We start from the raw sequence: 12,583 nt of genomic DNA on the forward strand, positions 1-12,583 counted from the left end.
TCACTCGGGAGTGGTGAACTCGGCGTCGATGACGTCGTCGTCGGCTCCGGCGGCGCCGCCGCCCTGTCCCTGCGCCCCCGGCGGCGGGCCCTGACCGGCCGCGGCGCCCGCGCCGGCCGCGGCGGACAGGCCGTGGTAGACCTGCTGCAACTCCGAGGTGAGCGAGCGGAGCCGGTCGAGCGACGCCGCCTCCTTGACGGCCTGCCGGGCGTCGGCGACCAGCATCTCCGCACGGGCCTTGTCATGGGCGGCGACGTTCGGCCCGAGCTCGTTCAGGCGCCGTTCGACCTGGTAGGCGACGCTGTCGAGCTCGTTGCGGGCATCCACCAGCTCGCGCAGCCGCAGGTCCTCCGAACGGTTGCGCTCGGCGTCCTGGATCATCCGCTCGACCTCGGACTTGTCCAGCGTCGAGCTCTCGCTGATGGTGATGCGCTGCTCGGCGCCGGTGTCCTTGTCCCGGGCGGAGACGTTGAGGATGCCGTTGGCGTCGACGTCGTAGGTCACCTCGATCTGCGGGACGCCGCGCGGCGCGGGCCGGATGTTCTCCAGCCTGAACCGGCCGAGCACGCGGTTGTCGGCCGCGCGCTCCCGCTCGCCCTGCAGTACGACGACGTCGACCGAGGGCTGGTCGTCCTCCGCGGTGCTGAACACCTCGGTACGGCGGGCGGGAATGGTCGTGTTCCGCTCGATGACCTTGGTCATCACGCCGCCCAGCGTCTCCACGCCCAGCGACAGCGGCGTGACGTCCAGCAGCAGGACGTCCTTGACCTCGCCCTTGATGACGGCGGCCTGGATGGCGGCGCCGATGGCGACCACCTCGTCCGGGTTCACCGACATGTTCGGGTCCTTGCCGCCGGTCAGCCGGCGCACGAGGTTCTGCACGGCGGGGATGCGCGTGGAGCCGCCGACGAGGATGACCTCGTCGATGTCGTCGGCGGTGAGCTTGGCGTCGGCCATCGCCTGCTTGACCGGCTCCAGGCACCGCTCGACGAGGTCGGCGGTGATCTGGTCGAACGTCGACCGCATCAGCGTGGTGTTCAGGTGCTTCGGGCCGGAGGCGTCGGCCGTGACGAACGGCAGGCTGATCGTGGTCTGGGTGACAGAGGAGAGCTCCACCTTCGCCTTCTCGGCCGCCTCGAACAGGCGCTGCAGCGCCTGGGGGTCGCGGCGCAGGTCGATGCCCTCCTGCCGCTGGAACTCGTCGGCGAGGTGGTCGACGATGCGCCGGTCGAAGTCGTCGCCGCCGAGGTGGGTGTCACCCGAGGTGGAGCGCACCTCGACGACTCCGTCCCCGATGGTGAGGATGCTGACGTCGAAGGTGCCGCCGCCCAGGTCGAACACGAGGACCGTCTCGTTCGCCTTCTTGTCCAGGCCGTAGGCCAGGGCCGCGGCGGTCGGCTCGTTGATGATGCGCAGGACCTCGATGCCGGCGATGCGTCCGGCGTCCTTGGTCGCCTGGCGCTGGGCGTCGTTGAAGTAGGCGGGAACGGTGATGACGGCCTCGGTCACGCGCTCGCCGAGATACTTGCCGGCGTCGTCGACGAGCTTGCGGATCACCAGCGCGGAGATCTCCTCAGGCGTGTACTGCTTGCCGCGGATCTCGAAGCGGGCCTCGCCGTTCGGGCCGGGCACGACGTCGAACGACACGGCCGTCTGCTCGCTGCTCACCTCGTCGAAGCGCCGGCCGATGAACCGCTTGGCGGAGTAGATCGTCCCCTTGGGGTTCAGGATCGCCTGCCGTCTGGCCAGCTGCCCGACCAGGCGTTCGCCCTGCTCGGTGAAGGCCACCACCGAGGGCGTCGTGCGCGATCCCTCGGAGTTGGGGATGACGGTGGGTTGCCCGCCCTCCATCGCGGCGATCACCGAGTTGGTGGTACCGAGATCGATGCCGACTGCCTTGGCCATCGGTATGTCTCCCCTCTGGGGTCGCTAGGCGGGGGGCGTCTGGAGCAGTGCCCGCGCGCGCTCGGCGTGCGCGGGGGCGACGAGCACCTCGTACCTGTCGGCCACCAGCTGGCTCGTCGCGACGAAGTCCCTCCGCCCGCCGGTGAACAGGTGCGAGATCAGCCCGAAGACGACACCGGCGATCGCTCCCCAGATCAGCCCCCAGACGATCACGGAGAACATGGACGCCGCCGTCGTCGCGAAGATCGCGAAGAAGATGCCGATCAGCAGGCCGAACCAGGCGCCCGACAGGGCGCCCAGCCCCGCCGCCCGCGGGTAGGTCATGCGGGCGAGCACCTTCTCCAGCAGCTTCAGGCCGGTCCCGACGATGGCGACCTCCCCCACGGGGAAGCGCTCGTCGGACAGCCGGTCGACCGCCCGCTCCGCCTCGAGGTAGCTGCCATAGCCGGCCACCGGTACGTAGCTCGCGATCACGGAGGTGGGTACGGGGCCGGAAGGTGATGTGGTCATTGACCTGGCCTGCCCTTCACTGGAAGTGGAGCCCACTCTTTCGAGGCTTGTCGCGGGCGGCGGGATTGACATCCCCCATTCGGGTAGACCTCTGGGAGCGAGGCAGTGCCGGAGCGAGTGCCGGCAGGAGCAGGCGTGAACGGGGGTGATGCCTGCACCACCTGTTCGATGTCCGGGGGCGGCTCTGCGGAGTATCTGGATGCATGGACGCGAGCGCGAATGGCGCGCAGTCCTCGAGCTCTTCCAAGCGGCTGGACCTGGAGCCGGCGGGGTGCTGCTCCTCGACGGCGGCTTCGGCACGGGCAAGAGCAGGTTCCTCGCCGAGGTCGTGGCGACGGCCACGGAACGCGGCTTCGGGGCCGCGGTCGGGCAGGCCGAGGCGTTCGGCGGGCTCGTCCCGATGGCGCCGCTGCTCGCGGCGTTCGACGAGCCGCCGTCGGAGGCGATCGACTCGCCGGTCGTGCTGGTGGAGCGGTTGCGGGCCCGCGCCGAAGCGCTGGCGGGGATCCGTCCGGTTCTCGTCGCGCTCGACGACCTCCAGTGGGCCGACCCCGCGACGCTCATGGCCCTGCGGACCCTGCAGCGCCAGCTGTCGGCGCTGCCCATCGTCTGGTTGCTGGCCCGCAGCACCTGCGCGCGCAGGACGGAGGCCGAGCGGCTGTTCGCCCTCATGGAGGGGGAGGGCGCCGGCCGCGTCGAGCTCGGCCCGCTGCCCGCCGACGCCGTGGCCGAGCTGATCGCCGGCTTCCTGCCCGCGCCGCCCAGCCGCGAGCTGTCGGAACTGGCCGCCGGCGCGGCGGGCAACCCCCTCCTGCTGACCGAGCTGCTGGCCGGCCTGCGTGACGAGGAGTCGCTCCAGGTCGTGGGCGGGCAGACACGGCTCGTCTCGGGACGGCTGCCTGAGCGGCTCGTGCGGGCCGTGACGCGCTGTCTCGACGGGCTGAGCGGCCCGGCGCGCCAGGTGGTCGAGACCGCCGCGGTGCTGGGCCGCGCCTTCTCACCCGAGGACGTGGCCGACGTGCTCGGCCGGACGCCGGCCGGTCTCCTGCTCGCCGTACAGGAGGCCATCGACGCCGACATCCTCATGGGAACGACCGACGTCCTGGTCTTCCAGCAGGACATCCTCAGGAAAGCCGTCCTCCAGATGCTGCCCCCGCCCCTGCTCCAGGCCCTGCACCACCAGATCGGCGGGATCCTCCTGGAACGCGGCGGCCCCGCCATGGAGGCCGCGCACCTGCTGGTCGGCGGCCACGACGGCTACAGCCGTACCCTGGCCAGGCTGGACCAGGCGGTGGACGACCTGCTGGCCGACGCGCCCGAGGCGGCGGCCGCCGTCGCCCTGCGCGCCATGAACCTGACCGCCGACCACACGCCGCAACGGCTGGCCCGCACGTTGCGCACCGCCAGGGCGATGACCGAGGCGGGGCGGCTGGCGGAGGTCGTGGAGCTGGTCACGCAGGCTCTCATCCAGCCCCTGCAGCCGTCGGGCACGGCGCAGCTGCGCAGCGTGCTCGCGGCCACGCTCCTGCTGGGCGGCAAGGCGGCGGACGCGGCGCGGGAGGCGGAGCAGGCGCTGACGGCAGCCGACCTGCCGCGGCAGGCCCGGGACGAGGCGCGGATGGCCATGCTCCAGGCGCAGGCCGGAGCGTACGTGGGGGAGCAGGTCGTGCGGCAGGCCGAGGCCGTCCTCGGCGAGCCTGACCACCACGCCGACGTGCTCCTGGTCACCGCCACCACCCTTCTGGCGGTCGCGAGCTGGGAGGCCGGCCGGCTCGCCGAGGGCATCGGCCTGGCCCGCGAGGCGGTACGGCGGGCCGGCGCGGGCTCGGCGGCGGCCCGCCGTACGCACCCGCGGCTGGCGCTGGCCTCCATGCTGCTCGACGCCGGCCGGCTGGACGAGGCGCGGGCCGTCCTGCGGGCGGCCCGCGAGGAGGTCGAGGCGCTCGGCCACACCGCCTGGACGGCGGGCCCGGCCCTGCTGTCCGCGCGCCTGCGGCTGGCCGCCCATCACCTGGCCGAGGCGGTGGACGCGGCGGAGGCGGGCCTGCTGGCCGCCGACGCGCTCGGCACGCACCTGTTCTCCGCGGTCGGCGCGGCGGTGCTCGGCGCCGCCGCCCTGCGCCGGGGAGACCTGCGGGAGGCGGCCGCCCAGGTGGAGGGCGAGCACGCGCGGCTCGCGTGCTACGCCGGGTCCCAGGGGAGCATCCGCTGCGCGCTGCTCGCCGCCCAGGTCATGGAGGCGCAGGGCCATCCGCGCCGCGCCATGGCGTCGCTCGCCGGCGTCTACCCCATGATCGAGCGCAACCGCGCCCTCCTCGTCCTGGATCCGACCACCGCGGTCTGGCTGGTCCGCCTGGCGTTGCGGGTGGACGACCGGCCGCGCGCCGAAGCGGTCACCACGGCGATCGAGAAGCTGGCCGGCGACAACCCGGACGTCGTCCTGGCGGCGGCCGCGGCGGCCCACGCCCGCGGCCTGCTGGACGGCGACGTGCAGAGCCTGTCCGTCGCGGTGGACCTGGCCGCCGACGCCTACGCGCGGGCGTCGGCCAGGGAGGATCTCGGGGTGGCGCTCGCGCCCTTGGCGCGCGCCGACGAGGCGATCAGCACCTTCACCGACGCGCTCGCCGGATACCAGGCGACCGGAGCGGCCAGGGACGCCGCCCGGGTGCGCAGCCGGCTGCGCCTGCTGGGCGTACGGCACCGCCACTGGGCCCGCACCGATCACGCGAAGCTCGGCTGGGACAGCCTGACCGGCACGGAGAACTCCGTCGCCCGGCTGGTCGCCCAGGGGATGACCAACCGGCAGGTCGCCCAGCAGATGTTCATCAGCGCGCACACCGTCGCCTTCCACCTGCGGCAGATCTTCCGCAAGCTGGACATCGGCTCGCGCGTCGACCTGACCCGCTTCGTCGTCGAGGAGGACCGTCTGCACGACCGGTCCCAGCGGTCCCAGGACTAGGCGCAGGCCGCCGGTGCGGTTCAGAGCGTCAGGACGACCTTGTTGCACTCGTCCTGCTTGTTCTTGAAGAGCTCGAACCCGCGCGGTGCCTCCTGGAGCGGCAGGTGATGGGAGATGACGAAGCTGGGGTCGATCTCCCCGTCGCGGATGCGCTCCAGCAGCGGCTTCATGTAGCGCTGCACGTGACACTGGCCGGTGCGCAGGGTCAGGGACCGGTTCATCAGCGCGCCCATCGGGAACTTGTCGAGCAGCCCGCCGTAGACCCCGACGACCGACACCACCCCGCCGCTACGGCAGGCCAGGATGGCCTCGCGCAACGCGTACGGACGTTCGGTCTCCAGCCGGGCGGCCTGCTTGGCCCGGTCGTAGGCGTACATGGCGGGAGTGGGGTGGTGCGCCTCCATGCCGACCGCGTCGATGCAGGCGTCGGGCCCGCGCCCGCCGGTCATGTCGCGCAGCGCGTCGAGGACGTCGACCTCCTCGTAGTCGAGCGGGAGCGCGCCGGCCCGCTCGGCCCGCCTGAGCCGGTAGCCGAACCGGTCGATGCAGATGACCCTGTCGGCGCCCAGCAGGTAGGCGCTGAGCACGGCGAGCTGGCCGACCGGCCCCGCACCCCAGACGGCGACCGTGTCGCCCGGCTTGATGTCGCACATCTCGGCGCCCATGTAGGCGGTCGGCAGGATGTCGGACAGGAAGAGCACCTTGTCGTCCGGCAGGCCGTCCTCGATCTTGATCGGCCCGACGTCGGCGAACGGCACGCGCGCGTACTCCGCCTGGCCGCCGGCGAAGCCGCCCAGCATGTGGGAGTAGCCGAAGATGCCGGCGGTGGCGTGCCCCATGAGCTTCTCGGCCATGCCGGCGTTGGGGTTGGAGTTCTCGCACACCGAGTACAGCCCGTCCTCGCAGGCGAAGCAGTTGCCGCAGGCGATCGGGAACGGCACGACGACCCGGTCGCCGGGGCGCAGGTTCGACACGCCGGAGCCGACCTCCACGACCTCGCCCATGAACTCGTGGCCGAGGATGTCGCCCTTCTTCACCGTCGGGACGTAACCGTCGACCAGGTGCAGGTCGGAGCCGCAGATCGCGGTGGAGGTGACGCGGACGATCGCGTCGCGCGCGTTGAGTATCACCGGATCCGGCACGTCGAGCACCTCGACGGTGTTGCGGCCCGTGTAGCAGTTGGCCTTCATGATCGTCCTCCCACCGGTTGGGCGGGACGCTGCCTGCGTTGCCGCGGGGCGTGGGTGCCCTCGGGGCTGCCCTCGGACCGGAGCACCTCGCCCGTCTCCAGGATCTGCTTGAGGCGGCGCAGGTCGTCGCGGATGCGCTGCTCGGGATGCTCGCCGAGCATCCTGGCGACCGCGGCGCCGAGCGCGCGGCCCGGCCGGCCGTACCGCAGGGTGTACTCGACGACCGTGCCGCGCCCGGCGGGGCCGTCGGCGAAGCGCGCCGAGCCGCTGGCGGTGACGGACCGGCCGGGGGACGTCCAGGCGATCAGCTCGCCCACGCGGTCCTCGACGATCTCGGCCACCCACGACAGGTCGGCGGTCGGTCCCTTGCCCTGCCACCGCGAGCGGCGCTCGTCGAGCGGCTGCACCGACTCCAGGTGGGTCATGAACCTGGGCAGGTTGTCCAGGTCCCGGCAGAATCGGTAGACCAGGTCGCGCGGCCGGTTGACGGTGATCGAGGCGTGGATGGACAGCGGTTCCCTGCCGGAGCGCAGGCTGTCCAGCGTGGTGAACAGGTCGAGGGCCGTGATGCCGCCGACCGCGGCGGTCGCCGCCGCCAGCCGGCGCCGGTCGTCGCCCGAACGGGTGGTCATGGCCTTGCCCAGCAGCGCCAGGTCCAGCGCGTCGCCGGCCACCCGGGTCCAGGCCCATCGGGCGGGCCTGCGGCTGCCCAGCAGCAGCGCGGCCTGCACCAGCTCGCGCGCGCCGGCCGCCTTCGTCGCCGCCTTCGCCGACGGGGAGCCGTCGATGCCGCTGACACGGCGGACGGCGTCCGGAGCGAGGAGGTGTGTCGCCCCCAGCCCCAGGCTGACCCACCCGAGTGCCCGGGCGAGCTTGTCGGTTCTGTGGTGTTCATGTCGCGACATAGCCGATTGCTTCCGTTCTGTCGGGCGGTCGGGTGACGCGTCCGGTTTGGCGGGGATCTGCACCCTGAGCCCCCTGCCCGCCCGGTGGGTGTCAACCGTCCAGGTCTCGCCAAATGCCGTCCCCGATTCCGCCAACTCCGGCACCGCCCGGCCCCGGAAAAGCGGCCGATCCAGCGCCGCGGCCTGGCCTCAGCCGGTCCGGGAGAGCTGGGCCTCGAACATCCAGGCCTGCTTCTCCAGGTCGGCGGAGACGTCGATGAGGATGTCCTGCGTGACCGGATCGGCCTCGGCCACCGCGTCGATGCGGGCCCGCATGAGCTCCCCGACGCGGCGCAGCATGGCCACCGTCCGGCTCACGACGGTGTCGTCGGACAGCCAGCCGGCCTCGTCGGCGTCGGTGACCTCGCTGACCGCGACGGTCTTGGCGCGGCCGTCCGGGTTGACGCCGATGGCGGCGGCGCGCTCGGCGACGGTGTCCGCATGCGTGCGCGCGACCCCGACCACCTCGTCGAGCTGCAGGTGGATCGACCGGAACCGCGCGCCGACGAGGTTCCAGTGGTACTGCTTGGCGGTCAGGGAGATGTTGATGAGGTCGACCAGCGCTCCTTGCAGCGCGTCACCCGTGAGCTTGCGTTCGGCGTCCCCCAGCGGGCTCGTGATAACGGCCATGATCGCTGCCTTTCGTGTCTTCGCGATGCGTCGTCCTGCTACCCGGCCGGTCCCCGGACAACCACCCGGGGTCGCCGGCGTCCTGTTCTGCCACCCCCTCGGCGGCCTTGGGGGTCCGCGGCACGCTCAGGCCGCGGCCTTCTCGTAGACGCGCACGAGCTCGCGGCTCACCCGGTCCCAGGCGTACCGGGCGTTGGCGCGGTCGGTCCCGGCGAACCCCATCGCGGCCCGTCGCGTGGGGTCGGCCAGCAGCCGCCGGATCAGCCAGGCGGCCTCCGCGGGCCGGTCCGGTGCCACCAGCAGGCCGGTGACACCGTCGACCACGGAGTCGAGGTGGGTGCCGACCGCGGAGGCGATGACGGGGATCCCGCAGGCCATGGCCTCCAGGGCGACCCGCCCCTTGGGCGCCTGGTGCGGCAGGCTGAGCACGATGTCGCTGCCGCGCATGAGCTTGGGCATCGACGCGTGAGGCACCTGGCCGAGGAAGGTGACCCGGTCGGCGACGCCGTACCGCTGGGCCATCCGGCGGAGCTCGGTCAGCTCCGGGTCGTCGGCCAGCCGGTCGGGCGCCGGGCCGCCGGCGACGACGAGCTCGACGTCGGGCACCGCGCGCAGCGCGTTCAGCGCGGTGTGCGCTCCCCGGTCGGGCGCGAGCGAGCCGACATGGAGCAGGCGCCCGCGTGACTGCCGGGCCTCGGCGACCGGGCGGCGGCGGAACCTGTCCACCTCCACGCCGTACGGCACCACCTCGATGCGCTCGCGCGGCACGCCGGACCTGACCAGGCTCGACCGCTCCTCCTCCGACCGGGCCACCACGGCGTTCGCCCGCCTGCCGAGCGCCCGCTGCAGCTTCAGCTGCCCGGCGGCGTCGCCGCCCCGGCGGTGGAGGAACGTCTGCGCCACCGGCAGGCCCAGCCCGCTGCTGCCGGCCATGGCAGCCAGGCCGCAGGTCCAGGCGTGCGCGTGGACGACGTCGGGACGGTCGGCGGTCCACTGCCGGCGCAGCGAGTCGCCCAGCTCGGCCAGGTACGGCGTGAGCTCCTCGGAGGTCAGCTCACGCGCGGGACCCACCTCGAGGTAGCGGACGGTGACGCCCTTGCCGATGCGCGCCGCGGGCCTGGCGTCGCTGCTGCGGCGGCTGTAGAGGGTCACGTCGTGGTCGCGCCCCAGTTCCCTGGCGACGGACAGCAGCTCGGCGCGCTTGGCGAGGGATTCGGCGGCGACAATGGCGATCTTCATGGCACACCCGTTCGAGGAATGACGAACGAAAAAGGGGTGTGCCTGCGTCTTAGGCACCGCCGTGGAGGCAGAAGAGTTGTACCACGATCCCGCCGGATCCCAAACCTCGAAATTCATCTGAATCTTGATGATTGAACCGCTCGAAGGTGGGGCATACTCGGCGCCATAAGTCCAGCAGAGGGCTTGACCGCCGTTGAGGCGAGGTGTGCCCCTGCGCGGATTCATTCTGGCGGGCCGCCTGCATCCCCTTTCTGAAGGAGTAGCACCGTGACCGTCCAGAATGTCGTTCGCGCCGATGACGTGACCGCCGAGGACCTCCTCGAGGAGATGGCCCGGCCAGAGACGTCCCCCGCGGATCGTGAGCGGCTGTGCGAGCGCCTCGTCCAGATGCACCGGCCGCTGGTCCTGGAGATCACCCGGAAGTACCGCTACCGGGGCGAGCCGTACGAGGACATCCTCCAGGCCGCCTACCTCGGCCTCATGAAGGCGATCAACGGTTTCGACGCCTCGCTCGGCCACGCGTTCAAGGGCTACGCCGCCGTCACCATGAGCGGCGAGGTGAAGCGCCACTTCCGCGACCGCGCCTGGGCCATCCGGGTGCCGCGCGTCTACCAGGACCGCCGCGCCGAGCTGAACCGGCTGGTCGGCGAGCTGACGCAGGAGCTCGGCACGTCGCCCACCGTGGCCCAGCTCGCCGAGCGGATGAACATCTCGCAGGAGGACGTCCTGCTCACGCTCGACGCCTCGGCGGCCTACAGCACGCTGTCGCTCGACGCCCCGGTCGGGTCCGCCGGTGGCGACGACGTCGCCTCCCTCGGCGAGATGATCCCCGACGAGGACGGCGCCCTCGCCACCCTGGTCGACACCGAAGCGGTCAGGCCGCTCATCGACGCCCTGCCCGACCGGGAGCGGAACATCCTGCTGCTGCGCTACTTCGGCAACATGACCCAGGCCGAGATCGCCGAGGAGTTCGGCATCTCGCAGATGCACGTCTCCCGGATCCTGCGCAAGGTCCTCGACCAGCTCCGCGGCGAGCTGACGGCCGCCGTGTAGGCGGCCCCCGCACGCCGGGGCAGGGGCGACGGGCCGCGGCCGGCCGGACGGCACCCGACGGGCTCCGCGATCGGCCGGGCGGGCACCCGGCGGGCTCCGCGATCGGCCGGGCGGCACCCGGCGGGCTCCGCGACCGGCCGGGCGGCATCGGCTCAGGCGACGGGCTCCGCGATCGGCTGGACGGCGGCCGACAGGTCGGTGCGCAGCGCGAACGGCACGAAGCCGGCCAGGGTGACCAGCGCGAGGCCGGTGGCGGCGGCGAACACCGTCCGCACGTCCCACAGCTCCGCCCCGAGCCCGGCCAGCGCGGCGCCGGCCGGGATGACGCCCCAGCTCAGCACCCGCGACGCGGCGTAGACGCGGCCCAGCAGGTCGGGCGGGGTCAGGTTCTGCCGGACGGTGGCCACGAGGATCCGCCAGACGCTCGACCCCGCTCCTGCGACCACCACGCCCGCGGCGACCAGCCACGCGTCCGCGCCCAGCGCCACGGGCGCCACCAGCAGGACGGTGGCCGACGGCGTCGGCGACGAGGAGCGTGGTCACCCCGTACCGGCGGCGCAGCGGCTCGACCAGCATCGAGGCCAGCAGCCCGCCGACGGCCATCGCCGTCATCAGCAGGCCGTACTGGACCGCGGTGAGGCCGAGCGGGCCGGGGCTGACGGCGTACACGACGAGCAGTGCCGTGGCGGCCGCCCAGACGACGTTCATCGCGGCGGTGAAGAGCGTCAGCGTCCGCACCACCGGCTGCCGCCACAGGAAGCGGAACCCGGCGACCACCTGGCCCGCGCCGCCGCCGGTCCGGCCGTCCGCCGGCGCGCGGCGGAGCGTCATCGCGGCGAGCCCCACGGCGGCCAGGACGTACAGAGCCGCGCTCGCGCCGGTGGCCAGCGCCAGCGTGAGGGCCGCCAGCAGGCCCGCGAGCGGGGGTCCCGCCAGCTGGTTGGTGACGTTGACGGTCGCCTCGATCCTGGCGTTCGCCCTGGAACGGCCTACCGGCTCGACGACCATGGGGACGGTCGAGGTCAGCGCCGTGTCGGCGAGCGTCTCCGCCGCGCCGAGCAGTACCGCGGCGGCCAGGATCAACGGAAGCGAGAGCGCGCCGGCCAGGTGACCGGCGGTGAGAGCGGCCAGCACGAGCCCCCGGACGAGGTTGACGGCGCCCAGCAGCAGGCGCCGGTCGAGGCGGTCGACCAGCCAGCCGGCGTGCAGGCCGAAGACCGGCCAGGCCAGCGTCAGCGCCGTCGTCACGGCCGCCACCCCGCCGGGCGAGGCGCCGACCGCCAGGGCGAGCAGGGGGAGCGCGAACAGCGCCACGCCGTCACCCAGGTTGGCGGCGCCGGTGCCGAACCACAGCCCGTTGAAGGACCGGCCCAGCGAGACGGGGAGGACGCGCATGCATTCTCACCTTTCAAAGTGGTTTGAAGGGTCATAGCGTGCTGGAGTCCCGTCTCACCTGTCAACAGCGTTTGATTGGTGAGATAATCGGCGGGTGATCGACATGGAACTGGTCGGCAACGCCCTCTGCCTGGACTTCGCCAACACGGTCAACAGCCGCCCGGTGGCCCGGCGCGACTGGCTGGCTGTCCCCGAGCAGGCGCTGACCTGGGCGCGGGCGGCCGGCCATCCGATCGAACGGCAGGCGGACCTCGCCGCCGCCCTGCCCGGCGCGCGCGAGCTCCGCGAGTCGGTGTTCCGGGTGTTCGACCCGCTGACCCGCGGGGCCGACCCGCCCCGCGCCGACCTCGATGCCGTCACCGCCGTGTACGCCGACGGCCTCGCCCACGCCCGGCTCGAGCGCGCCGACGGCCGCTTCGGCTTCGCGTGGCCCGCACCGCGCACCCCCATGACCCTGCTCTGGGAGGTCGCCGCCTCCGCCGTCGACCTGCTGTCCCGCGGGCCGCTGGAACGGCTCGGCGCGTGCCCGTCATGCTGCTGGCTGTTCCTCGACACCAGCAAGAACGGCCGCCGCCGATGGTGCAGCATGACCACCTGCGGCAGCCGCGACAAGGCGCGGCGGTACTACGCGACCCGCACGTCACCCTGAGCGCCCCGACCCGCGGTTCCGCGCGGGCGGCAGGCGATGACTTCCGCACGCGCGGGCTGCGGTTCCGTGCGGGCGGCAGGTGATGACCCGCACCATCGCCCGCCTGGTG

10 protein-coding genes and 1 pseudogene are annotated in these 12,583 nt (G+C 73.0%); 3 read left to right on the top strand and 8 right to left on the bottom strand.

Annotated features, from left to right (window positions below):
* Entirely contained in the window at nt 1-1,905 is a 1,905-nt protein-coding gene (gene dnaK / locus ACWDLG_RS12085; protein ID WP_449918849.1) for a molecular chaperone DnaK, read from the bottom strand.
* Nucleotides 1,906-1,929: 24 nt separating this feature from the next.
* A complete protein-coding gene (locus ACWDLG_RS12090; protein WP_449918851.1) occupies nt 1,930-2,415 on the bottom strand; it encodes a general stress protein in 486 nt (161 codons plus the stop codon).
* A 199-nt stretch (nt 2,416-2,614) separates the two neighbouring features.
* Between ACWDLG_RS12090 and ACWDLG_RS12095 the strand changes: the two genes are divergently transcribed.
* Nucleotides 2,615-5,374, top strand: coding sequence for a helix-turn-helix transcriptional regulator (locus ACWDLG_RS12095; protein WP_449918853.1), 2,760 nt, complete (start codon nt 2,615-2,617; stop codon nt 5,372-5,374).
* Between the two features lie 20 nt (nt 5,375-5,394).
* Here the strand turns inward: ACWDLG_RS12095 and ACWDLG_RS12100 are convergent, their stop codons facing one another.
* The 4 genes from ACWDLG_RS12100 to ACWDLG_RS12115 form a co-directional block, all read right to left on the bottom strand.
* Nucleotides 5,395-6,564: a zinc-dependent alcohol dehydrogenase gene (locus ACWDLG_RS12100; protein WP_449918856.1), complete on the bottom strand. Its 1,170-nt coding sequence runs from the start codon at nt 6,562-6,564 to the stop codon at nt 5,395-5,397.
* Nucleotides 6,561-7,469: an SRPBCC family protein gene (locus ACWDLG_RS12105; RefSeq protein WP_449918858.1), complete on the bottom strand. Its 909-nt coding sequence runs from the start codon at nt 7,467-7,469 to the stop codon at nt 6,561-6,563. The genes ACWDLG_RS12100 and ACWDLG_RS12105 overlap by 4 nt, the downstream gene beginning before the upstream one ends.
* Before the next feature lie 189 nt (nt 7,470-7,658).
* A complete protein-coding gene (locus ACWDLG_RS12110) occupies nt 7,659-8,138 on the bottom strand; it encodes a Dps family protein (RefSeq protein WP_354908102.1) in 480 nt (159 codons plus the stop codon).
* 126 nt (nt 8,139-8,264) lie between these two features.
* On the bottom strand, nt 8,265-9,377 hold the full coding sequence (locus ACWDLG_RS12115) for a glycosyltransferase (protein WP_449919710.1): 1,113 nt from the start codon (nt 9,375-9,377) through the stop codon (nt 8,265-8,267).
* A 267-nt stretch (nt 9,378-9,644) separates the two neighbouring features.
* On the opposite strand from ACWDLG_RS12115, the gene ACWDLG_RS12120 reads away from it, so the two are divergent.
* Nucleotides 9,645-10,430, top strand: coding sequence for a SigB/SigF/SigG family RNA polymerase sigma factor (locus tag ACWDLG_RS12120; RefSeq protein WP_449918861.1), 786 nt, complete (start codon nt 9,645-9,647; stop codon nt 10,428-10,430).
* 152 nt (nt 10,431-10,582) lie between these two features.
* Here ACWDLG_RS12120 and ACWDLG_RS12125 read toward each other — a convergent pair whose 3' ends face one another.
* Both ACWDLG_RS12125 and ACWDLG_RS12130 read right to left on the bottom strand, forming a co-directional pair.
* The gene (locus ACWDLG_RS12125) at nt 10,583-10,927 is read right to left on the bottom strand and encodes a hypothetical protein (protein ID WP_449918863.1); all 345 of its coding nucleotides are present in this window, start codon (nt 10,925-10,927) and stop codon (nt 10,583-10,585) included.
* 76 nt (nt 10,928-11,003) lie between these two features.
* Nucleotides 11,004-11,825 (bottom strand): annotated as a pseudogene (locus tag ACWDLG_RS12130) (MFS transporter); the annotation flags it as partial.
* 103 nt (nt 11,826-11,928) lie between these two features.
* On the opposite strand from ACWDLG_RS12130, the gene ACWDLG_RS12135 reads away from it, so the two are divergent.
* Nucleotides 11,929-12,474: a CGNR zinc finger domain-containing protein gene (locus tag ACWDLG_RS12135; protein WP_449919713.1), complete on the top strand. Its 546-nt coding sequence runs from the start codon at nt 11,929-11,931 to the stop codon at nt 12,472-12,474.
* The last annotated feature ends 109 nt before the right edge of the window (nt 12,475-12,583 follow it).

This window comes from Nonomuraea sp. NPDC003727 (assembly GCF_053586935.1).

Coding starts and splice junctions, on each gene's coding strand:
- ACWDLG_RS12095 (WP_449918853.1), top strand. CDS start 2,615: ATGCATGGACGCGAGCGCGAATGGCGCGCAGTCCTCGAGCTCTTCCAA.
- ACWDLG_RS12110 (WP_354908102.1), bottom strand. CDS start 8,138: ATGGCCGTTATCACGAGCCCGCTGGGGGACGCCGAACGCAAGCTCACG.
- ACWDLG_RS12100 (WP_449918856.1), bottom strand. CDS start 6,564: ATGAAGGCCAACTGCTACACGGGCCGCAACACCGTCGAGGTGCTCGAC.
- ACWDLG_RS12105 (WP_449918858.1), bottom strand. CDS start 7,469: ATGTCGCGACATGAACACCACAGAACCGACAAGCTCGCCCGGGCACTC.
- dnaK (WP_449918849.1), bottom strand. CDS start 1,905: ATGGCCAAGGCAGTCGGCATCGATCTCGGTACCACCAACTCGGTGATC.
- ACWDLG_RS12115 (WP_449919710.1), bottom strand. CDS start 9,377: ATGAAGATCGCCATTGTCGCCGCCGAATCCCTCGCCAAGCGCGCCGAG.
- ACWDLG_RS12090 (WP_449918851.1), bottom strand. CDS start 2,415: ATGACCACATCACCTTCCGGCCCCGTACCCACCTCCGTGATCGCGAGC.
- ACWDLG_RS12135 (WP_449919713.1), top strand. CDS start 11,929: ATGGAACTGGTCGGCAACGCCCTCTGCCTGGACTTCGCCAACACGGTC.